At 61.6% G+C, this 19,652-nt stretch carries 21 protein-coding genes; 7 read left to right on the top strand and 14 right to left on the bottom strand.

Going from position 1 to position 19,652, the window contains the following annotated elements:
- Positions 1-11 precede the first annotated feature (11 nt).
- Positions 12-1,466, top strand: coding sequence for a dihydropyrimidinase (hydA, locus tag HJB82_RS17790; protein ID WP_207581507.1), 1,455 nt, complete (start codon positions 12-14; stop codon positions 1,464-1,466).
- 58 nt (positions 1,467-1,524) lie between these two features.
- On the opposite strand, the gene HJB82_RS17795 is transcribed toward hydA, so the two are convergent.
- On the bottom strand, positions 1,525-1,938 hold the full coding sequence (locus HJB82_RS17795) for a cupin domain-containing protein (RefSeq protein WP_207581508.1): 414 nt from the start codon (positions 1,936-1,938) through the stop codon (positions 1,525-1,527).
- 94 nt (positions 1,939-2,032) lie between these two features.
- On the opposite strand from HJB82_RS17795, the gene HJB82_RS17800 reads away from it, so the two are divergent.
- From HJB82_RS17800 to HJB82_RS17815, 4 genes are all read left to right on the top strand, one after another.
- Positions 2,033-2,818, top strand: a complete 786-nt coding sequence (locus HJB82_RS17800; protein ID WP_164014014.1) for an ABC transporter ATP-binding protein — start codon at positions 2,033-2,035, stop codon at positions 2,816-2,818.
- Positions 2,819-3,052: 234 nt separating this feature from the next.
- The gene (locus HJB82_RS17805; protein WP_221140835.1) at positions 3,053-3,982 is read left to right on the top strand and encodes an ABC transporter permease; all 930 of its coding nucleotides are present in this window, start codon (positions 3,053-3,055) and stop codon (positions 3,980-3,982) included.
- Positions 3,979-5,106, top strand: coding sequence for an ABC transporter permease (locus tag HJB82_RS17810; protein ID WP_207581510.1), 1,128 nt, complete (start codon positions 3,979-3,981; stop codon positions 5,104-5,106). The genes HJB82_RS17805 and HJB82_RS17810 overlap by 4 nt, the downstream gene beginning before the upstream one ends.
- Before the next feature lie 57 nt (positions 5,107-5,163).
- Positions 5,164-6,135: an ABC transporter substrate-binding protein gene (locus tag HJB82_RS17815; protein ID WP_207581511.1), complete on the top strand. Its 972-nt coding sequence runs from the start codon at positions 5,164-5,166 to the stop codon at positions 6,133-6,135.
- Here HJB82_RS17815 and HJB82_RS17820 read toward each other — a convergent pair.
- Complete coding sequence (locus HJB82_RS17820; RefSeq protein ID WP_207581512.1) at positions 6,128-6,334, bottom strand: hypothetical protein; 207 nt, start codon at positions 6,332-6,334, stop codon at positions 6,128-6,130. The genes HJB82_RS17815 and HJB82_RS17820 overlap by 8 nt on opposite strands.
- A gap of 194 nt (positions 6,335-6,528) precedes the next feature.
- On the opposite strand from HJB82_RS17820, the gene HJB82_RS17825 reads away from it, so the two are divergent.
- Together HJB82_RS17825 and HJB82_RS17830 are read left to right on the top strand one after the other, a co-directional pair.
- On the top strand, positions 6,529-7,719 hold the full coding sequence (locus HJB82_RS17825; protein WP_207581513.1) for an efflux RND transporter periplasmic adaptor subunit: 1,191 nt from the start codon (positions 6,529-6,531) through the stop codon (positions 7,717-7,719).
- A 12-nt stretch (positions 7,720-7,731) separates the two neighbouring features.
- Positions 7,732-11,058, top strand: a complete 3,327-nt coding sequence (locus HJB82_RS17830) for an efflux RND transporter permease subunit (protein WP_221140837.1) — start codon at positions 7,732-7,734, stop codon at positions 11,056-11,058.
- A 104-nt stretch (positions 11,059-11,162) separates the two neighbouring features.
- Here HJB82_RS17830 and ureG read toward each other — a convergent pair whose 3' ends face one another.
- The 12 genes from ureG to HJB82_RS17890 form a co-directional block, all read right to left on the bottom strand.
- The gene (gene ureG / locus HJB82_RS17835; protein ID WP_207581515.1) at positions 11,163-11,774 is read right to left on the bottom strand and encodes an urease accessory protein UreG; all 612 of its coding nucleotides are present in this window, start codon (positions 11,772-11,774) and stop codon (positions 11,163-11,165) included.
- A gap of 90 nt (positions 11,775-11,864) precedes the next feature.
- Positions 11,865-12,536, bottom strand: coding sequence for an urease accessory protein UreF (locus tag HJB82_RS17840; RefSeq protein ID WP_207581516.1), 672 nt, complete (start codon positions 12,534-12,536; stop codon positions 11,865-11,867).
- 6 nt (positions 12,537-12,542) lie between these two features.
- Positions 12,543-13,136 (bottom strand): urease accessory protein UreE, encoded by a 594-nt coding sequence (gene ureE, locus HJB82_RS17845; RefSeq protein ID WP_221140846.1) that lies wholly within the window; start codon positions 13,134-13,136, stop codon positions 12,543-12,545.
- Positions 13,137-13,223: 87 nt separating this feature from the next.
- A complete protein-coding gene (locus tag HJB82_RS17850) occupies positions 13,224-14,087 on the bottom strand; it encodes a GGDEF domain-containing protein (protein ID WP_207581518.1) in 864 nt (287 codons plus the stop codon).
- Between the two features lie 330 nt (positions 14,088-14,417).
- Positions 14,418-15,089 (bottom strand): TIGR02117 family protein, encoded by a 672-nt coding sequence (locus HJB82_RS17855; RefSeq protein WP_207581519.1) that lies wholly within the window; start codon positions 15,087-15,089, stop codon positions 14,418-14,420.
- Positions 15,090-15,122: 33 nt separating this feature from the next.
- Positions 15,123-16,835 (bottom strand): urease subunit alpha, encoded by a 1,713-nt coding sequence (gene ureC / locus HJB82_RS17860; protein ID WP_221140848.1) that lies wholly within the window; start codon positions 16,833-16,835, stop codon positions 15,123-15,125.
- A gap of 3 nt (positions 16,836-16,838) precedes the next feature.
- Positions 16,839-17,462 (bottom strand): Urease operon accessory protein, encoded by a 624-nt coding sequence (locus tag HJB82_RS17865; protein WP_207584363.1) that lies wholly within the window; start codon positions 17,460-17,462, stop codon positions 16,839-16,841.
- A 16-nt stretch (positions 17,463-17,478) separates the two neighbouring features.
- Positions 17,479-17,886, bottom strand: a complete 408-nt coding sequence (locus HJB82_RS17870) for a lysozyme inhibitor LprI family protein (protein ID WP_207581521.1) — start codon at positions 17,884-17,886, stop codon at positions 17,479-17,481.
- 12 nt (positions 17,887-17,898) lie between these two features.
- Positions 17,899-18,204 (bottom strand): urease subunit beta, encoded by a 306-nt coding sequence (locus tag HJB82_RS17875; protein WP_207581522.1) that lies wholly within the window; start codon positions 18,202-18,204, stop codon positions 17,899-17,901.
- A gap of 10 nt (positions 18,205-18,214) precedes the next feature.
- Positions 18,215-18,466 (bottom strand): DUF1272 domain-containing protein, encoded by a 252-nt coding sequence (locus HJB82_RS17880; RefSeq protein ID WP_207581523.1) that lies wholly within the window; start codon positions 18,464-18,466, stop codon positions 18,215-18,217.
- A 10-nt stretch (positions 18,467-18,476) separates the two neighbouring features.
- The gene (locus tag HJB82_RS17885; protein WP_028743291.1) at positions 18,477-18,779 is read right to left on the bottom strand and encodes an urease subunit gamma; all 303 of its coding nucleotides are present in this window, start codon (positions 18,777-18,779) and stop codon (positions 18,477-18,479) included.
- Positions 18,780-18,799: 20 nt separating this feature from the next.
- Entirely contained in the window at positions 18,800-19,621 is an 822-nt protein-coding gene (locus HJB82_RS17890; protein WP_221140858.1) for an urease accessory protein UreD, read from the bottom strand.
- Positions 19,622-19,652: the final 31 nt, after the last annotated feature.

Below are 19,652 nucleotides of genomic sequence, written 5' to 3' on the forward strand. Positions count from 1 at the left end.
GAATAGCAGCCATGACCACAGTCATCAAAAACGGCACCATCGTCACGGCCGACCTCACCTACAAGGCGGACGTCAAGATTGACGGCGGCAAGATCGTCGAGATCGGCCCGGGCCTCTCGGGCGACGAGACGCTGGATGCGACGGGCTGTTACATCATGCCCGGCGGCATCGATCCGCACACCCATCTCGAAATGCCCTTCATGGGCACCTATTCCTCCGACGATTTCGAGAGCGGCACGCGTGCGGCCCTTTCCGGCGGCACCACCATGGTTGTCGATTTTGCCCTTCCCGCCCCCGGCCAGTCGCTGCTGGAAGCGCTGACAATGTGGGACAACAAGTCGACGCGGGCCAATTGCGACTATTCCTTCCACATGGCGGTCACCTGGTGGAGCGAGCAGGTGTTCAAGGAGATGGAGACCATCGTCCGCGACAAGGGCATCAACACCTTCAAGCACTTCATGGCTTACAAGGGCGCGCTGATGGTTGACGATGACGAGATGTTCGCCTCCTTCCAGCGCTGCGCCGAACTCGGCGCCCTTCCCTTGGTGCACGCCGAAAACGGCGACGTCGTCGCCTCGATGTCGGCAAAGCTGCTGGCAGAAGGCAATAACGGGCCCGAGGCGCATGCCTATTCCCGCCCGGCCGAAGTCGAGGGCGAGGCCACCAATCGCGCCATCATGATCGCCGACATGGCCGGCTGCCCGGTCTATATCGTCCATACCTCCTGCGAGCAGGCGCACGAAGCGATCCGACGCGCCCGCCAAAAGGGCATGCGCGTCTACGGCGAACCGCTGATCCAGCACCTGACGCTCGACGAGAGCGAATATTCCAATCCTGACTGGGACCACGCCGCCCGCCGTGTCATGTCGCCGCCCTTCCGCAACAAGCAGCATCAGGACTCGCTCTGGGCCGGGCTTGCCTCCGGCTCGCTGCAGGTGGTCGCCACCGACCATTGCGCCTTCACCACTGCGCAGAAGCGTTTCGGTGTCGGGGATTTCACCAAGATCCCCAACGGTACCGGCGGTCTCGAAGACCGCATGCCGATGCTTTGGACACACGGCGTCAACACCGGCCGGCTGACGATGAACGAATTCGTCGCCGTCACCTCGACCAACATCGCCAAAATCCTCAACATCTATCCGAAGAAGGGCGCGATCCTTGTCGGCGCCGACGCCGACATCGTCGTCTGGGATCCAAAACGTTCCAAGACCATCTCGTCTAAGGCCCAGCAGTCGGCGATCGACTACAACGTCTTCGAAGGCAAGGAAGTGACCGGCCTGCCGCGCTACACGCTGACGCGCGGGATCGTCGCGATCGAGGAAAGCACCATCAAAACCCAGGAGGGTCACGGCGAATTCGTCAGGCGCGAGCCGGTGACAGCGGTCAGCAAGGCACTTTCCCAGTGGAAGGATATCACCGCGCCGCGCAAGGTGACGCGCAACGGCATCCCGGCGAGCGGCGTCTGACGATGGTGCGCAACAAGACGCCCATCAACCGGAGACCGCTGCCTCCATGCGCATGACCTCAGGCCGGCACCAATCCATCCAGCTCCGGCAGAAGCACGACGCTTTCCTGCTCGTTGGGGTCGGTGCGGGCGATGATCGCCGTGCACGGCGTGCTGCTGAGGTTTGCCGGCAGGTGCGGCACGCCGGCCGGGATATAGAAGAGTTCACCGGCATGAACGATGACATGATGCTCGAGTTCGTCTCCGTACCAGGTATGCGCCTCGCCGGAGAGCATGTAGATCGCCGTCTCGTGCGCCTCGTGCAGATGCGCCTTGGCGCGCACGCCCGGCGGGATCGTCAGCAGGTGCATGCAGATGCCTTTGGCGCCGACCGTCTCGGCCGCGACCCCTTCGAAGTAGCTGAGCCCCTGCTTGCCGTCATAGGCATGGTTGGGCCGAACGATGTGGCAGGTGGGCTTTGATGTCGCGTCCATTCTCTTCCTCCATGAAATGTGCCGCCGGCAGGGCCTGCGGCGATGGTAACATGCAAACCGCGTCCCCGCGGCGAAAACAAGAACGGTCGCATTGATGCAAGCACCCTCCGTCGTATCCGCCAAGGATCTCTGTCTCACCTACCAGGCAAATGACGGCCCGGTGCGTGCGCTGAGCGATGTCAATCTCGATGTCCGCAAGGGCGATTTCGTCTCTTTCATCGGCCCGTCCGGCTGCGGCAAGACCACCTTCCTGCGTGTCATCGCCGATCTCGAAAAGAGCACCTCGGGCGAGATTTCGATCAATGGCATGACGCCGGAGGAAGCCCGCAAAGCCCGCGCCTACGGCTATGTCTTCCAGGCGCCGGCGCTCTATCCCTGGCGCACTATCGAAAACAATATCGCCCTGCCGCTGGAGATCATGGGCTATTCCGGCGCCGACCGCGCAAGGCGCATCGCCGAAGCGCTTGATCTCGTCAGCCTGTCCGGCTTCGAGAAGAAATTTCCCTGGCAGCTTTCCGGCGGCATGCAGCAGCGCGCCTCGATCGCCCGCGCGCTCGCCTTCGACGCCGACCTCTTGTTGATGGACGAGCCCTTCGGCGCGCTGGACGAGATCGTCCGCGACCATCTAAACGAAGAGCTGCTGAAACTCTGGGCGCGCACCAACAAGACGATCTGCTTCGTCACCCACTCCATCCCCGAAGCGGTCTATCTCTCGACCAAGATCGTGGTCATGTCGCCGCGCCCGGGCCGCGTGACCGATGTGATCGACTCTACCCTGCCGGCCGAACGCCCACTCGACATCCGCGACACCCCTGAATTCCTGGAAATCGCCCATCGTGTCCGCGAGGGGCTGAGGACGGGACATAGCCATGAGGTTTAGGCCGTTGAGTTCGGGGGCCACCCCCCTCTGCCCTGCCGGGCATCTCCCCCACAAGGGGAGAGATCGGCAAGAGGAGAGGACGTCGGTCCTCACTGATTCCACGCTGGATCAGGGGCCTTTCGTTGTTTTGGGAAGCCGTTTCCACATATCGATCTCCCTCCTTGTGGGGGAGATGCCCGGCAGGGCAGAGGGGGGCGGCCGCGCATTCGACGCCAACAAATGGGGGCAGTCGCTGTGAAACCCGATACCTTCAAGGACAAGCTCGTCCCCGTCACCACCATCCTGCTGGCCCTCGTCGCTATCTGGTATGTCGCTGCCGTCCTGATGAACGCGCCGTTTCAGCGCGACATGGACAGCCGCGCCGGCGTCACGCCGACGACCCTGGAATTCATCGGCAAGACGCTGGCGCAGCCGAAGCCGATCCTGCCGGCGCCGCATCAGGTGGCGCAGAACGTCTACGAGAACACCGTCCTGCTCAGCCTTTCCAGCAATCGCAGCCTCGTCTATCACAGCTGGGTGACGCTCTCCTCGACCCTGCTCGGCTTCGGTTTCGGCATGCTGCTTGGCATCCTTCTTGCGGTGCTGATCGTGCACAACCGCGCCATGGACCGCTCGCTAATGCCCTGGCTGGTGGCGAGCCAGACCATACCGATCCTCGCCATCGCCCCGATGATCGTCATTATCTCCTACAATGTGCTGACCGGCGACAATGCGCTTGCGCATCTGTTGAACCTCGATTCCGACGCTTCCCGCCTCGTCTCCAAGGCGCTGATCTCCACCTATCTTTCTTTCTTCCCCGTCGCCGTCGGCATGGTGAAGGGCTTGCGTTCACCTGAAATCATGCATCTCGACCTAATGCGCACCTATTATGCCAGCCCGATGCAAACCTTCTGGAAACTGCGCGTTCCCGCCTCGATCCCGTTCCTGTTCACCTCGATGAAGGTGGCGATCGCCGCCAGCCTCGTCGGCGCCATCGTCGGCGAGCTGCCGACAGGCGCTGTCGCCGGCATCGGCTCCAAACTGCTTGCCGGCTCCTATTACAGCCAGACCATCGATATCTGGGCGGCCCTGGTCGCCGGATCGTTGCTGGCCGGCATCCTGGTCGCGATCGTCGGGGTTGCGGCGAAGATCGTCGATCGCGCGATGGGCGGGAGACCGGCATGAGACATCTGACCTTCTCCTGGCAGGGCACGGTGGCCCTCCTTCTCTGCCTCGTGTCGCTAATCACCTTTCCGCTTTTCGCCGAAGGCGCGGCACACCCCTTAACCGACGGTACGGCAAGCCTCATCTTCATCATTGTCGTCGCGGCTGCCCTGCTATCTTTTGCGCCGCAACCGCCGGCCTACCGCGCCACTGTGCTGTTCATCGGCGCGCATGGTGCCGCCTGGATGCTGCTTTCCGCACTTTCCGGCAACGAGGGTCTGGCGACAAGAGCCTTCTTCCTGCCGCTCTTTTCCTGCTGGCTGCTTGCGTGGCGATGCGTCACGGAGCTGTCGAAACTGCAGCCGGTCACTGCTTTCGGCAAATCTTCGCTCCAACTGCTGATCCCGGCGATCTTCGGCGCCTGGATCCTCATCCTTTGGGAAGCAGCAACGCGTGGCGCCGGCATCCCCTTCATCATCCTGCCGCCGCCGAGTGCCATCGGCATGCGCATCACGGCCTCCCTGCCGATCCTCGGTGCGGATGTCAGGCAGACGATCTTCAAGGCGGTGTTGATCGGTTACATCGTCGGCAACCTCAGCGGCTTTGTCGTCGCGGTGCTCGCCGACCGCATCACCTTCCTGCGCCGCGGCCTCCTGCCGATCGGCAACATGGTATCGGCCCTGCCGATCATCGGCGTCGCCCCTGTCATGGTCATGTGGTTCGGCTTCGACTGGCCGTCGAAGGCAGCGGTCGTCATCATCATGACCTTCTTCCCGATGCTGGTGAATACTGTCGCCGGCCTTGTCGCCTCCGGCAGCATGGAGCGCGATCTGATGCGCACCTATGCCTCGAGCGACTGGCAGACGCTGCTCAAGCTCAAGCTTCCGGCAGCCATGCCGTTCATTTTCAACGCACTGAAGATCAACTCGACGCTGGCGCTGATTGGTGCCATCGTTGCGGAATTCTTCGGAACGCCGATCGTCGGCATGGGCTTCCGCATCTCCACCGAGATCGGCCGTATGAATGTCGACATGGTCTGGGCGGAAATCGCCGTCGCGGCGCTGGCCGGCTCGATCTTTTATGGCATCATCGCCCTGACCGAACGGGCGGTGACGTTCTGGCATCCGTCTATCCGTGGTGGCTAGACGCGCCCGGGCTTTGGAACCGGCCCGGGCATAACTTCAGAGGGTAAGGATAAGAAAATGAGAAAGTTGATAGTTGCAATGATGGCGAGCGCGATGTCGCTGGCAGCAACCCATGCGATGGCCGCCGACAAGGTGGTTTTGCAGCTGAAATGGGTCACGCAGAGCCAGTTCGGCGGCTATTACGTCGCCAAGGACAAGGGCTTTTACAAGGAAGAAGGCCTCGACGTCGATATTAAGCCGGGCGGTCCCGATATCGCCCCGGAGCAGGTGATCGCCGGCGGCGGCGCCGATGTCATCGTCGACTGGATGGGCGGCGCGCTGGTTGCCCGCGAAAAGGGCGTTCCGCTCGTCAACATCGCCCAGCCCTATCAGAAGGCCGGCCTGGAAATGGTCTGCCGCAAGGATGGCCCGATCAAGACCGAAGCCGACTTCAAGGGCCACACGCTCGGCGTCTGGTTCTTCGGCAACGAATATCCCTTCTTCGCGTGGATGAACAAGCTCGGCCTGTCCACAGAAGGCGGCGCCAATGGCGTCACCGTGCTGAAGCAGAGCTTCGACGTGCAGCCGCTGGTCCAGAAGCAGGCCGACTGCATCTCCGTCATGACCTATAATGAATACTGGCAGGCGATCGATGCCGGCTTCAAGCCGGAAGAACTGACGGTCTTCAACTACACCGAGATGGGCAATGACCTTCTCGAAGACGGTCTCTATGCGATGGAAGACAAGCTGAAGGATCCGGCCTTCAAGGAAAAGATGGTCAAGTTCGTTCGCGCCTCGATGAAGGGCTGGAAATATGCGACCGAAAACCCCGACGAAGCCGCCGGGATCGTCATGGACAATGGCGGCCAGGACGACAACCACCAGAAGCGCATGATGGGCGAAGTCGCCAAGCTGGTCGGCGACAGCTCCGGCAAGCTGGACGAGGCACTCTATGCCCGCACCGCAAAGGCGCTACTCGACCAGAAGATCATCAGCAAGGAGCCCGCGGGCGCCTGGACGCACGACATTACCGACGCCGCTTCTAAGTAATCGCGGCAAGCAATGCAAAGCGAAACGCGCGGGATATCTCCGCGCGTTTCTTTTTTTTCGGCACCGATGAAAAAACGCCTTGCAACTGTCGCATTTGTCCGGCGTCAAACGTCATAAGGGAAGCAGGATCAATCATCGTCATGTTCACATAACCCTGCAGTGATTGATTCAGGTTCTGATGGTAACTATCATCGCTCATGGGGAATTGTTTTCTGCCGGGCTTGCATATCGAGCAAATCGATACCAATTAAAAGCCGATTTGCCGGCGAGGGACGAAGACGGCAATGATGTGTGGATACCCCTGAGAATGCAGGAAAGGCAGTGGCCTGGTCGCGAGCTGAGTGGCACACGCGCGAGTTCGGCTAAGCTTGTTACAAGATTGGACGAAGACGCATGGCACGCAAGCCGATTGGAATTCTAGGCACCGCTACCCTTTTTGCTGCGGCTCTCGCCGCATCCACTGCATTCTCGCAGGAAACGCCGGTCGAAAAACCGCAACAGAATCTGCCGGCGATCGTCGTCACCAAGGCGACAAGCCGGACGCTGGTCGACCGTGTCATCGGCACGGGAACGGTCAAGCCCGTCGAGGAAGTCTATATCCAGCCGCAGGTCGAGGGCCTATCGATCCGAACGCTGAAAGCCGATATCGGCGACAAGGTTGAGGTGGAGAGCACGCTGGCGACGCTCAACGATGACGCGCTGGTCCTGGCAAAGAGCCAGATGATGGCGACGAAAGCCAAGGGCGAGGCAAGCCTCGCCCAGCTGCGCGCCCAACTCATCGAGGCGCAGGCCAATGCCGAACAGGCAAGGCAGCAGCAGGCCCGTGCCCAGGAAATGGGCAAAAAGGGCACTGTTTCCACCGCCCAGGTCGAGCAGGCCGATGCGACTGCCGCCGCCGCCAATGCCCGCGTTGTCTCCGCCGAACAGGCGATCGAAGTCGCCGAAGCCGATCTCAAGGTCTTCGACAGCCAGATTGCCGACGCCGATTTGAAGCTGGCGCGGACCGATGTGAAGACACCGGTCGCCGGCACGGTCTCGGCGAAGAACGCCAAGGTCGGCGCCATTGCCGCCGGCAACGGCGATCCGCTATTCACCATCATTCGCGACGGCGATATCGAGCTTGTCGCCGAGGTCGCCGAAAGCGACATCGTCAGGGTGGTGGGCGGCCAGAAAGCGTCAATTTCGCTGTCCGGCAGCCGCGAGAAGCTTTCCGGCGCCGTGCGCCTGGTTTCGCCGACCGTCGATCCGGTCACCCGCCTCGGTCTCGTCCATATCTCCATCGACGACGACAGCAAGGCGCGTTCCGGCATGTATGGCAGCGCCGAGATCATCGTTCGCGAGACGGAGGGCGTATCGCTTCCCCTGACCGCCGTGCTCACCGGCAACGAAGGCTCCTCCGCCCGCAAGGTGGAGGATGGCGTGGTGAAATACGCCAAGGTCGAGACCGGCATCCAGGACGGTGCCTATGTCGAGATCGTCGATGGATTGAAGACCGGCGACGAGGTCGTGGCCAAGGCGGGCGCTTATGTCCGTGACGGCGACCACATCACTCCGGTGCGTGAACAGCCCTCGGCTTCCAACTAAAGAGACCATCCGATGAATTTTTCAGCCTGGTCCATTCGAAATCCCATCGCGCCGCTCCTGGCCTTCTGCCTGCTGGTGCTCATCGGCATGCAGTCCTTCAATGCGTTGCCGATCACGCGCTTTCCAAACATCGACGTGCCGCTCGTTTCGATCAACGTGACGCAGAGCGGCGCTTCGCCGGCCGAACTCGAAATGCAGGTGACGAAGGAGATCGAAGACGCGGTCGCCTCCATCACCGGCATCGACGAAATCCAGTCGACAGTGACCGATGGCAGCTCGCAGACCGTCGTCATGTTCCGGATGGAAGTGCCGACGCAACAGGCGGTACAGGACACCAAGGATGCGATCGACCGCATCCGCAGCGATCTGCCGGCGACGGCCGAAACACCGATCGTCTCCAAGGTCGATGTCGAAGGCCAGGCGATCCAGACCTTCGCCGTTTCCTCGCCTGCCATGTCGCTGGAAGAGCTCTCCTGGTTCGTCGACGATACCGTCAAGCGATCGCTGCAGGGACAGGCCGGCATCGGCCGCGTCGATCGTTACGGCGGCGCAGAGCGCGAAGTACGCATCGAACTCACCCCTGGCAAGCTCGATGCCTATGGCATAACCGCCGCAAGCGTGAACCAGCAACTGCGCGGCACCAATATCGATCTCGGCTCCGGCCGCGGCCAGGTGGCCGGCAGCGAACAGGCAATCCGTGTTCTGGGCGATGCCCGCAACGTCGCCGAGCTCGCCGACACCACGATCGCGCTGCCGAACGGCCGCTTCGTCAAGCTGTCCGATCTCGGTGTCATCAAGGACACCTATGAAGAGCCGAAATCCTTCTCGCGCTTCGACGCCACGCCGGTTGTCACCTTCGGCGTCTTCCGCTCGAAGGGCGCCAGCGAAGTCAGTGTCGCCAAAACCGTAGCGCAGAGCCTCGACAAGGTCCGGACCGAAAACCCGAACGTGAAGATCGAACTGATCGACGATTCGGTTTATTTCACATACGGTAACTACGAAGCCGCCATCGATACGCTGCTCGAAGGCGCGCTGCTCGCCGTCATCGTCGTCTTCCTGTTCCTGAGGAACTGGCGCGCGACGTTGATTTCGGCAATCGCCCTTCCGTTATCTGCGATCCCGACCTTCTGGATCATGGACATGATGGGCTTCTCGCTGAACCTCGTCAGCTTCCTTGCTTTGACGCTTGCGACCGGCATCCTCGTCGACGACGCGATCGTCGAAATCGAAAACATCGCCCGCCACATCAAGATGGGCAAGACCCCTTACCGGGCGGCGATCGAGGCCGCTGATGAAATCGGCCTTGCCGTCATCGCCACCACCTTCACCATCATCGCCGTCTTTGTGCCGGTTTCCTTCATGCCGGGTATTCCGGGCCAGTACTTCATTCAGTTCGGCCTGACCGTCGCCTTCTCCGTCTTCTTCTCGCTGATGGTCGCGCGCCTCATCACCCCGATGATGGCCGCCTATCTGATGCGCGCCGAAGACGGCGTCGACGATCATCACGACAATGACAGCCTGCTGATGCGTGGATACACACGGCTCATACGTGGCACGACCGGGCGCTGGTACACGCGTTATGCGACGCTGCTTGTCGCGTTCGGCTTCCTGGCCGGCTCCGTTTTGCTGCTCATGCAGGTTCCCGGCAGCTTTTTGCCACCGGAAGATGCCTCGCGCATCGTGCTTTCTGTCGAATTGCCGCCCAATGCGCGGCTTGACGATACCGAGAAGACGACGGATGCGATCTATGACAGGGTCAAGGATATCAACGGCGTCGAAAGCGTCTTCGTCCTCGGCGGCGCATCGCCGAAGGGCGATCTCGAATTGCGCCGTGCGACCATCACGCTCGCGCTTGATAAGCTCGACCAATCGCTGGTCAAGAAGATGGTCAATGACGGGCTCGGCCACATCCCCCTCATCGGTCCGATGCTGCCGAAGGTGGAAGTCCACGGCCGTGAACGGCCGCAATGGGATATCGAAAAGGAAGTTTTCGCCAAGCTGCGCGACATTCCCGACGTCCATATCCTGAAACTCAACGATCGCGGCGAACGCGACCTCGCCTTTAACTTCCTCTCCAAGAACGAGAAAGACCTGAACGACGCTGTCGGCGTTCTGGAATCCAAGCTCCGTGCCGATCCGCTGCTTGCCAATGTCAGCGCCGACGGCGCCCTGCCCCGTCCGGAACTGCAGGTTTATCCGCGCAAGGACGAAGCCGCACGCCTCGGGATCACGCCGCAGCAGATCTCCGAAACGATCCGTGTCGCCACAATCGGCGATGTCGATGCGGCTCTTGCCAAGATCTCGCTCGACGATCGCCAGATCCCGATCCGGGTCCAGGCGGCGGTTGACATGCGCCGTGATCTCTCGGCGATCCGTGCATTGAAGATCCAGACCGCCAGCGGCGGCACCGTTCCGCTCTCAAGCGTCGCCGATATCAACTACTCGGAAGGCGTAAGTTCGATCAAGCGCAACAACCGTTACCGCGTCGTTTCGATCGGCTCCGACCTGCCGCAGGGCGTAGCACTCGACACGGCTTCGGCCCGCTTCCGCGAGATCGTCAAATCAGCCAATATCCCGGCCACGGTGCATCTTGCCGAAAGCGGCGACACCAAGGTGCAGAGCGAGATGCAGCAGAGTTTCGTCAACGCCATGTTGATGGGCCTCCTGCTGGTGCTGACAGTGCTGATCCTGCTCTTCAAGGACGTGATCCAGCCCTTCACCATCCTGCTCTCGCTGCCGCTCGCCATCGGCGGCGTAGCGGCGGCTCTGATCATCACCAGCAACCCGCTGTCTATGCCGGTCATGATCGGCATCCTGATGCTGATGGGTGTCGTCACCAAGAACGCCATCCTGCTCGTCGATTTCGCGATCGAGATGCGCCACCAGGGCATGGCCCGCGTCGAGGCGATGGTCGAAGCCGGCCGCAAACGCGCCCGGCCGATCATCATGACTTCAATCGCCATGTCGGCCGGCATGCTGCCTTCCGCGCTCGGCGTCGGCGAAGGCGGCTCGTTCCGCGCGCCGATGGCGATCGCGGTGATCGGCGGCATCATCGTCTCGACGGTGCTCTCGCTCGTCGTCGTGCCCTCCTTCTTCCTGATCATGGACGATCTGTCCCGCCTGCTCGGCTGGATGTTCGGCCGCCTGGTCGGCAGGAAGGACAATGAGGAGCTGCCGCTGTCGCGCGAGGATCTCACTCGCGTCACCCGCGAGAACCGCAGCGAGATCGACTCGCTGGAGGAGCGGCTGACCGCGATCGAAAAGCCGGAAAGCAAGCGCAAGAGCGCCAACGGCAACGACACCAACGTGCTGCGCCTGCCGCCCTTCGCAGCGGAATAAGCAAAGCCCAGAAAATCAACGGGCCGGGAGCACTCTCCCGGCCCGTTTCGTTTTGCCGTTTCGCTGCTATCAGCGACGTCGATCTTTTCCGCCAGATCTGGTCGTCAGAGCCCCCCCTGCTCTCTGAGGAAGCTGACGATCGAGCTGACGCCGTCGCCGCGTTTCATGTCGGAGAAGACGAAGGGGCGCGCCGCGCGCATGCGCGTGGCATCCCGATCCATTACCTCGAGATCGGCGCCGACATAGGGCGCCAGATCCTTCTTGTTGATCACGAGCAGGTCCGAGCGGGTGATGCCGGGGCCGCCCTTACGCGGGATCTCCTCGCCTTGGCAGACGGAGATGACATAGATGGTGATATCGGCAAGATCGGGCGAAAAGGTTGCCGCCAGGTTGTCGCCGCCGGATTCGATGAAGACGACGTCGAGATCGGGAATTCGCTGGTTAAGGCCGGCGATCGCCTGGAGATTGATCGTCGCGTCCTCGCGAATGGCGGTATGCGGGCAGCCCCCGGTCTCGACGCCGACGATGCGGTCCGAAGTCAGTGCCTGCATGCGCACCAGGGCCTCGGCATCCTCGGTCGTGTAGATGTCGTTGGTTACAACCGCGACGGAATAGTCGTCGCGCATCGCCTTGCAGAGCTTTTCTGTCAGCGCCGTCTTGCCCGAGCCGACCGGCCCGCCAATGCCGACCCGCAAAGGTCCGTTTCTTGATTTCATGTGCCTTACTCCAATCGAACCCCGATGATAGCGACGCTGCCATCGCACGCCACCGTCAAATGACGCAGTCGCAGTGATAATTTCGAACCATCACGAGCGGAACAGCCGCGTCGCCTGGGTCTCGTGGCGCAGGCCGGCAATATCGGCCTGCACCGTTGCCGAGCCCAGATCGTCAAGCGAGGAGGCTGCCGCCCGCCGGGCGACTTCCGCAATACGCTCTTCGAGGCCGGCAAGCACGGCAACACCGTCCCTCTGGCCGGCGACGCCGAGGCGGATGCCGGATGAAACCGCTTGTGAGACATAGGCGTGCAGGAAGGCAGCAAGCGCCTTCTCCGGCTCTATGCCGTGTGCACCCGTCACCGCCCCGACCGCAACGGGATAAGCGACCTTGTCGGGCAACCTATCGAACACGCCGTCCGGCCAGGCCCGCGCCGCCGCCAGGAACGCCTCGCCAAGCAGCATGATTTCCTGATGGCGCTCGCGCGATCCGGCAAGTGCGGCGGCGAGTGCGGCGATCTCGACAAGGCGCACGGGTTCTTCCTGACACCTGTGGCTTTCGGCCAGCAGTACCGCATCGTTCCAAACCGAACCATGGCCGATCAGCGTGCCGATCCAGGCCGCAAGCGAGGCCGCATCAGTGACCAGCCCGTCGGCCACCGCCCGCTCCAACCCGCCCGAATAGGCAAAGCTGCCAATCGGAAAAGCCGGCGAAAGCCATGCCGTTAGACGCAGCAATGCGTGCAGCTCACGATCCCTGGTCATTAGGTTTCAGTCGTGCTTGTGGCCGTGATGTCCGTGATCATGGTCATGGTCATGACCATGATCGTGGCGGTGCTCATGCTCATGCTCGTAGCCATGTTCATGATCGTGGTCATGACCCTGGTTAGGAATGTGCCCGTGATCATGATCGCGCTCATGCGAATGGCCGCCATGGGAATGATAGGCTCCCCGTGCAGGCTGGAACGGCTCATCGATATCGAGGACGGTGGCGCCGAGGCCCTGCAGCATGGTGCGGATGACATGATCGCGCAGGATGACGATGCGGTCTTCCTCGATCTGGGCTGCGAGATGACGGTTGCCGAGATGCCAGGCAAGCTCGACCAGGTGCATGCGGTTGCGTCCGCGAATTTCGAAGAGCTTCTCATCAGCCGCGAGAATCTCGATCAGTTCGCCGTCGTCGCGCACCAGCAGGTCGCCGTTGGCGAAAAGCACCGGGTCCTTGAGATCGAGCATGACCATCTCGCCATTTTCCAGATGCAGCAGCTTTCGGCGCAGATGGCGCAGATCGTGCGGCAGTTTGACCTGGACGGTCGGATGGGAGGACGGGGTTCCGGCGGGGAGATAGGAGGTAACGCGCTGCATGATATGTCCGTTTTGCTGAGACGACGACCATGCAAAATAGCCTTTCCCGATGCAAGCACCAATGGTCTTTGTGCGCGTGTCGGGCTTTTATATTCCGTAAGCCTGCATCATGTTGTCGCCCTCGGTTCCCCTGCCCTCGGCATCGGGGCTATTGTCGACGAGCCCGTGCCATGCATGATGCAAGCCTTCCCGCTCGTGTACGACGCGATTGCGCCCGAGCGCCTTGGCGAGATAGAGCGCCCGGTCAGCCGAAGCGTAGACCGCCTGCTTGTTGCGCCCGGCGGCGAGGTCGGCAACACCGCCGGAAACGGTGATGCGGATATCGTGCCCCTCGGCCGCGATGGCGCCGCTTGCGATCCGGGCTCGGACACCTTCGACGCGTTCCATCCGCGCCTCCAGCGGCTCGCCGGAGACGATGACGCCGAACTCCTCCCCACCCAACCGTGCCACGACGGACATCTCATCGAAGGCGGATATGAGCATCGCCGAGACCGCGGTGATGACGGCATCGCCGCAGGCATGGCCGAAGCGGTCATTGATCGCCTTGAAGCGGTCGACATCGAAAACAACAAGCGAGGCGTTGCCCTCGGTGTTTTCAAGCGCCTCTGTGAAAGCGCGCCGGTTCAATAGTCCGGAGAGCGTGTCCGTTCGGCTGAGTTTTTCAAACTCCGCCCGCGACAGCGTCAACTCATGCAGGGCAAAACCGGCGGCCAGCGATAGCATGCCGGAAACCGTCCCACCAACGAGCCAGGAAAAAATGGCTCCGAAGCCGATCGCGTGCGCGAGTGTCATCGGTAGCAGCCCGAAAAAGCCGAGCGGCGGTATCGTCAGCGAAATGATAACGCCGGAGAGAATGACTGCAAGAAAGCTCATCTTCAACGCAAAGAGATAGACATTCCTGCGATGTTGAAAATTGCCGAAATCGGCCTGCAGCGACATCCAGTTTCTCATGAGAATCGACCTTCCTGCCCGGCGTTTCAAGACATTGATAAGAGCCGAATTGCTGCGGGTGTCTTAATCGACTCGTTAAAATTCGAACGGTTTTAGACGATTCGGTGGACAGATTTTTTCTAGCAGGAGATGCAGCCTTCCAATCCCTGAATCGGACAGTACGCAGGCACACTTAGGCGATTGATTTAAAACAGATTTACGGGGTCAGGGAATGGGGCCGTTTCAGAATGATCTATCTGGAGAAAATACCGGTTTCTTCAACGATTTTTACAACCGAATGGAGAGTGCCCTTCACAATTCACTTTAAGAGCGGGACGGCCATCGGCTGCCTCAATTGTAGACAGCAACAGACAATCGCAATGATTGTGGAAACGCGTTCCACAAGCCGGTCCGAAGCCCCGCAGAGCGCAGCGCTGCAGCCGTCCAGGTGTTACAGCCGAAGAGGGCGTTGAAATATCCCTTGGCCTCGAAGAACCGGTCGATTTCGCCGTAACCTGCATCCGGGATCGGCACCACCGAGCCCGCGTCGCGAACGAAGCTGTCTGAGATAAAATTGCGCAGCCGCGCCAATTGATCGTCACTGACATCGAATGGCGCAACACTGGACTGCGGCTCGGTGATATGACCGGCAAGGTCCACATGCAGGACCGAACGGTCGATTGTCAGCGCTCGCAGCACCGGCAGCGGTTTCAGCTCCGCCCAGGTCGGGGTTTCCAGATAGAAGGCGCGGCCGCCCCAGCCGACGATGAGCCATTCCGCATCCGGATGGCCGAGCGGAAAACCGTCATCGACGAGAAAGGAAAAGGCACTCCGCGCCTCCTCGTCGAGCGGAATTGCAATATCGGTGTGGATCGGTCCCGACAGCAGGAGAATCCGATGCGTCGCGGCCACAGACGACGCCTTGACCGGGGCAATCAGCGGCCGGGGAATGAAGCTTCCGCAAGCCACCAAAAGCACAAGCAGGAATACGATCCGTAAAACCCAGCGGATGCCTGTTCTCATCGGAACCGTCCGGGACGCACGGAGCGAGCCGGCCTAAAACAGGAAATAGCGCTGCGCCATCGGCAGCACCGTCGCCGGCTCGCAAGTCAGCAATTCGCCGTTTGCCCTGACCTCATAGGTCTCCGGATCGACCTCGATCTCGGGTGTCAGGTCGTTATGGATCATCGATGCCTTGGAGATGCCGCCGCGCGTATTCTTCACCGCGACCAGTTGCTTGGCGACGCCGAGTCGGCCCTTCAAGCCACCGTCGAGCGAGGCCTGGCTGACGAAGGTGACGGAGGAATTGGTGAGGCTCTTGCCATAGGAAGCAAACATCGGCCGGTAGTGCACCGGCTGCGGCGTCGGGATCGAGGCGTTCGGATCCCCCATCGGCGCGGCGGCGATCGAACCGCCGAGCAGCACCATGTCGGGCTTCACGCCGAAGAAGGCCGGATTCCAGAGCACCAGGTCGGCACGCTTGCCGACCTCGACCGAGCCAATCTCATGGCTGAGGCCATGAGCGATCGCCGGATTGATCGTATATTTGGCGATATAACGGCGGACGCGGAAATTGTCGTTATCGCCCTTTTCCTCCTTCAGCCGGCCGCGCTGCCGCTTCATCTTGTCGGCCGTCTGCCAGGTGCGGATCGCCACCTCGCCGACGCGGCCCATGGCCTGGCTGTCGGACGAGATGATCGAGAAGGCGCCGATATCGTGTAGGATATCCTCGGCGGCGATCGTCTCCTTGCGGATGCGGCTTTCCGCGAAGGCGATATCCTCGGGGATCGACGGCGACAGATGATGGCAGACCATCAGCATGTCGAGATGTTCGGCGATGGTGTTGACCGTATAGGGCCGGGTCGGGTTGGTAGACGACGGAATGACGTTCGGCTGACCGCAGATCTTGATGATGTCAGGCGCGTGCCCACCGCCCGCCCCTTCCGTGTGAAAAGCATGGATGGTGCGGCCCTTGATGGCGCTGATCGTATCTTCGACAAAGCCGCTTTCGTTCAGCGTATCGGTGTGGATCATCACCTGCACGTCATATTCGTCGGCGACCGACAGGCAGCAATCGATAGCGCCTGGCGTCGTGCCCCAATCCTCGTGCAGCTTCAGCGAGGTGGCGCCGCCCAGCACCATCTCGGTCAGCGCCCCCGGCAACGACGCATTGCCCTTGCCGGCAAAGGCGAGGTTCATCGGGAAGGCGTCGGCCGCTTCGATCATGCGCGCGAGATGCCAGGGACCGGGCGTGCAAGTGGTGGCAAGCGTGCCGTGCGCCGGTCCCGTGCCGCCGCCGAGCATGCAGGTCATGCCTGACATCAGCGCTTCCTCGATCTGTTGCGGCGCGATGAAGTGAATATGGCTGTCCATGCCGCCAGCAGTGACGATCTTGCCTTCGGCGGCAATCGCCTCCGTGCCCGGACCGACGATGATATTGACGCCAGGCTGCATATCGGGATTGCCCGCCTTGCCGATCGCAACGATGCGCCCGTCCTTAAGCCCGATATCGGCCTTGTAGATGCCGGCGTGATCGACGATCACGGCATTGGTGATGACGGTATCGACCGCACCATCCGCCCGCGTCACCTGGCTCTGGCCCATGCCGTCACGAATGACCTTGCCACCGCCGAACTTCACCTCCTCGCCATAGGTGGTGAAGTCCTTCTCGATCTCGATGAAGAGTTCCGTATCCGCAAGGCGCACCTTGTCGCCGGTGGTCGGTCCGAACATGCCGGCATAGGCGGCGCGCGAGATCTTGTAGGGCATCCATCAGGCTCCATGGGAGGAAGAGATAAGCGTTTCCCCGCTAAGCCGCTTGAGGCGGCCCGCGGCAATATAGGCATCGACAAGCTGCCTTTCGGCGGCAAACGGGTGCCATTCCCAGCCGACATGACCGAACCCGGCAAGCGTCACCTCGGCATCGGCATAGCTGTTCAGCACCTCGGCAATGACGATCATGCCGCTGCTCGGCACAATGTAAGGCGCCGGCGCGAAGGCCGACAGCGAGGCATCGACAGCCTCGTGGACCGCCTTGCCGATGACGACATGCGTCTTGCCGGTATCAGCGCAGAAGGCAGTGAATTCATCCGTATAGTCGTCGCAGAAATCGTCGAGTTCCGGATGTGAGACGGCAAGCGGCGCCCGCATCGCGGCGAATTTTTCCGGATCGCGCACACTCCAGATTTCGCGCGCCGAAACGACGCCGGGATGGGCACGCCATTGTGGCGAACCGAGCATCGCCTTTGCCGGCCGGCCGGTATTGCAGACCGCGACGGCATCCGTGCGGCTGCCGCCAGCCCCGTAGGAACGGCAATCATTGAAACGGATGACGAAATCAGCGGCATCGATGACGCCTGCCTCTTTCTCTGCGATCTCGCCATTGCCGACGATCATGATCTTCTTGGTCACCTTAGTTGCTCATCGTGTCTTCAAGCTCTTTCAGCTCTTTCGTGCGTTTGTCGGTGATGTCGGCGAGACATCCAACAACCAGCATCGGCTCCAGCGTGCCGCCGCGGGCCTGAAAGCCGAAGGCATCGCATTCGGCGTCGCGATAATCGATCCAGGCGCGCTGAGCCTTGACCAGCGCCTGTTCCGCACCTTTCATGTCGCCATCCAGATCCTTGTCGATCGCCACCATGGCGGCACGCGTCTTCTTATATTGCGCATTCAGCGCCTTGTCGGCGGTCTCGTGACGCGCCGCCTCGCAGGCGGTCATCTCCGATTGCGTCTTCGGATTGTTGCAATCGACATCCTGAGCGGAGGCGGTACCAGCCGCTACCAGCATCGCCGCCCCGATGAGGCAAATGTTCAAGCGCATGCGCCTCTCCCGTTAAAGCTTGCCCATTACCAACTGACGGAAGCCATAGACTTCGCGCTTGCCGGAAAGCGGGATGAGCGTAACCGAACGCGTCTGCCCCGGCTCGAAGCGCACGGCCGTTCCCGCCGGAATATCGAGCCGCGTGCCATGCGCTGCCGCGCGATCGAAGGAGAGCCCGGCATTGGTCTCGGCGAAATGATAGTGGCTGCCGACCTGCACCGGCCGGTCGCCCGTATTGGAAACATCCAGCGTCACCGTCGGCGCGCCGGCATTCAGTTCGATGTCGCCGCTTGCGGCAATGATCTCGCCTGGAATCATCTCGTCCTCCTTAAGCCGCCTTGGGCGCGCAGCCCTCGGCCTTCAGCACACGCTTTGTCGACGCCGGGTTTTTGACGAGCATCGCCGCCGGCCGAATAGGCCTGACAACGAGATTGCCGCCGCAGTTGGGGCAGACACCCTTCAGCACGTCGTCGACGCAATCGGCGCAGAAGGTGCATTCGTAGGTGCAAATCCGTGCCTCGGTGCTCTCCGGCGGCAGATCCTTGTCGCAGCATTCGCAATTGGGCCTGAGTTCGAGCATCCCTGTCTCCTTACCGAATCGGTTCGTGCACGGTGACGAGCTTGGTTCCATCCGGGAACGTCGCTTCCACCTGCACGTCATGGATCATCTCGGCAATGCCCTCCATCACCTGGTCGCGGCCGATCACATGGGCGCCGGCCTCCATCAGCTCGGCGACAGGACGGCCGTCGCGGGCGCCTTCGACAACGAAATCGCTGATCAGCGCGATCGCCTCGGGATAATTCAGCTTGACGCCACGCTCCAGCCGCCGCTGCGCCACCATCGCCGCCATGGATATCAGCAGCTTGTCTTTTTCTCTCGGAGTGAGGTTCATCGTCTACCTGCCTATTGAACTCATAGATTCCAGACTTTCGGCACAGGCGCACCATTGCGCAAGGCGGAAATGACCGGGATCAGGATTTTTCTAAGTGCAAAGCCGTCGGCCGCTGCAAGACGGACGACGAGCTTGCCATCCCAGGCGCTCGCACCGCCCATCGATCCTTCTATGAGCGGCCGCACCCTGCCGAGATAGGCTTCCGAAAGCGGCCCGGCATAAAGCAGCGTCGCAAAGGCCACCTGTCCGCCGAGCACCGCCTGCCGCGCCGCCAGTGCCGAGACACCTTCGGAAAGTCTGAGCTCTTCGGCGTGGATCAGTTGACCCGAGCGTCGGATGCGCCAGCGGTCGCGAAACAGCCCGGTTTCCACCGTCTCGCCCATCGCCTTGCGGCCGAGCAGCACAGCTTCGACGGCCAGAAATTCGGAGCCTTCGTCAAGATCGACATCGAGCCTGCGGAAAAGTGCGGCCCGATCGAAGAGGATCGTTTCCTGCGGCAGCCAGTCGACCCTCGCTTGGGCTCCGACCTTAATGCTGGTCGTCACCTCGGCCGTGCCGGCCGACGCCTTGTAGATCTTCTCGCAGGCCTGGGTGGTGACGTCGATCTTCGTGCCGGGACCGGCCACGACGCTCCAGTCCATCCGGTCGCCGCCGGTCAGCCCGCCTGCTGTGTTGATGATGACCGCTTCCATCGAGGCATCGAACGTATCGGGCAGGCGGATCTTCGCCGCGCCCTCCTGATAGAGTTCACGCAGACGCGTGCGGCCGTCAAACAGCTTGGCCGCCAGATGCCCGCGTCCCTCCGCTCTTTGCGGTCTCGTCCCTGCCGCCGCAATCATCATACCGTCCCTTTCGGTCGCGCCACCGGTTTCA

Origin of the sequence: Rhizobium sp. NZLR10 (genome assembly GCF_019685125.1) — a bacterium.
GTDB lineage: Bacteria > Pseudomonadota > Alphaproteobacteria > Rhizobiales > Rhizobiaceae > Rhizobium.

Excerpts from the sequence above, each read along its gene's own strand:
- hydA (WP_207581507.1), top strand. The coding sequence starts at position 12 with ATGACCACAGTCATCAAAAACGGCACCATCGTCACGGCCGACCTCACC.
- HJB82_RS17795 (WP_207581508.1), bottom strand. The coding sequence starts at position 1,938 with ATGGACGCGACATCAAAGCCCACCTGCCACATCGTTCGGCCCAACCAT.
- HJB82_RS17800 (WP_164014014.1), top strand. The coding sequence starts at position 2,033 with ATGCAAGCACCCTCCGTCGTATCCGCCAAGGATCTCTGTCTCACCTAC.
- HJB82_RS17810 (WP_207581510.1), top strand. The coding sequence starts at position 3,979 with ATGAGACATCTGACCTTCTCCTGGCAGGGCACGGTGGCCCTCCTTCTC.
- HJB82_RS17815 (WP_207581511.1), top strand. The coding sequence starts at position 5,164 with ATGAGAAAGTTGATAGTTGCAATGATGGCGAGCGCGATGTCGCTGGCA.
- HJB82_RS17820 (WP_207581512.1), bottom strand. The coding sequence starts at position 6,334 with ATGAGCGATGATAGTTACCATCAGAACCTGAATCAATCACTGCAGGGT.
- HJB82_RS17825 (WP_207581513.1), top strand. The coding sequence starts at position 6,529 with ATGGCACGCAAGCCGATTGGAATTCTAGGCACCGCTACCCTTTTTGCT.
- HJB82_RS17830 (WP_221140837.1), top strand. The coding sequence starts at position 7,732 with ATGAATTTTTCAGCCTGGTCCATTCGAAATCCCATCGCGCCGCTCCTG.
- ureG (WP_207581515.1), bottom strand. The coding sequence starts at position 11,774 with ATGAAATCAAGAAACGGACCTTTGCGGGTCGGCATTGGCGGGCCGGTC.
- HJB82_RS17840 (WP_207581516.1), bottom strand. The coding sequence starts at position 12,536 with ATGACCAGGGATCGTGAGCTGCACGCATTGCTGCGTCTAACGGCATGG.
- ureE (WP_221140846.1), bottom strand. The coding sequence starts at position 13,136 with ATGCAGCGCGTTACCTCCTATCTCCCCGCCGGAACCCCGTCCTCCCAT.
- HJB82_RS17850 (WP_207581518.1), bottom strand. The coding sequence starts at position 14,087 with ATGAGAAACTGGATGTCGCTGCAGGCCGATTTCGGCAATTTTCAACAT.
- HJB82_RS17855 (WP_207581519.1), bottom strand. The coding sequence starts at position 15,089 with ATGAGAACAGGCATCCGCTGGGTTTTACGGATCGTATTCCTGCTTGTG.
- ureC (WP_221140848.1), bottom strand. The coding sequence starts at position 16,835 with ATGCCCTACAAGATCTCGCGCGCCGCCTATGCCGGCATGTTCGGACCG.
- HJB82_RS17865 (WP_207584363.1), bottom strand. The coding sequence starts at position 17,462 with ATGATCGTCGGCAATGGCGAGATCGCAGAGAAAGAGGCAGGCGTCATC.
- HJB82_RS17870 (WP_207581521.1), bottom strand. The coding sequence starts at position 17,886 with ATGCGCTTGAACATTTGCCTCATCGGGGCGGCGATGCTGGTAGCGGCT.
- HJB82_RS17875 (WP_207581522.1), bottom strand. The coding sequence starts at position 18,204 with ATGATTCCAGGCGAGATCATTGCCGCAAGCGGCGACATCGAACTGAAT.
- HJB82_RS17880 (WP_207581523.1), bottom strand. The coding sequence starts at position 18,466 with ATGCTCGAACTCAGGCCCAATTGCGAATGCTGCGACAAGGATCTGCCG.
- HJB82_RS17885 (WP_028743291.1), bottom strand. The coding sequence starts at position 18,779 with ATGAACCTCACTCCGAGAGAAAAAGACAAGCTGCTGATATCCATGGCG.
- HJB82_RS17890 (WP_221140858.1), bottom strand. The coding sequence starts at position 19,621 with ATGATGATTGCGGCGGCAGGGACGAGACCGCAAAGAGCGGAGGGACGC.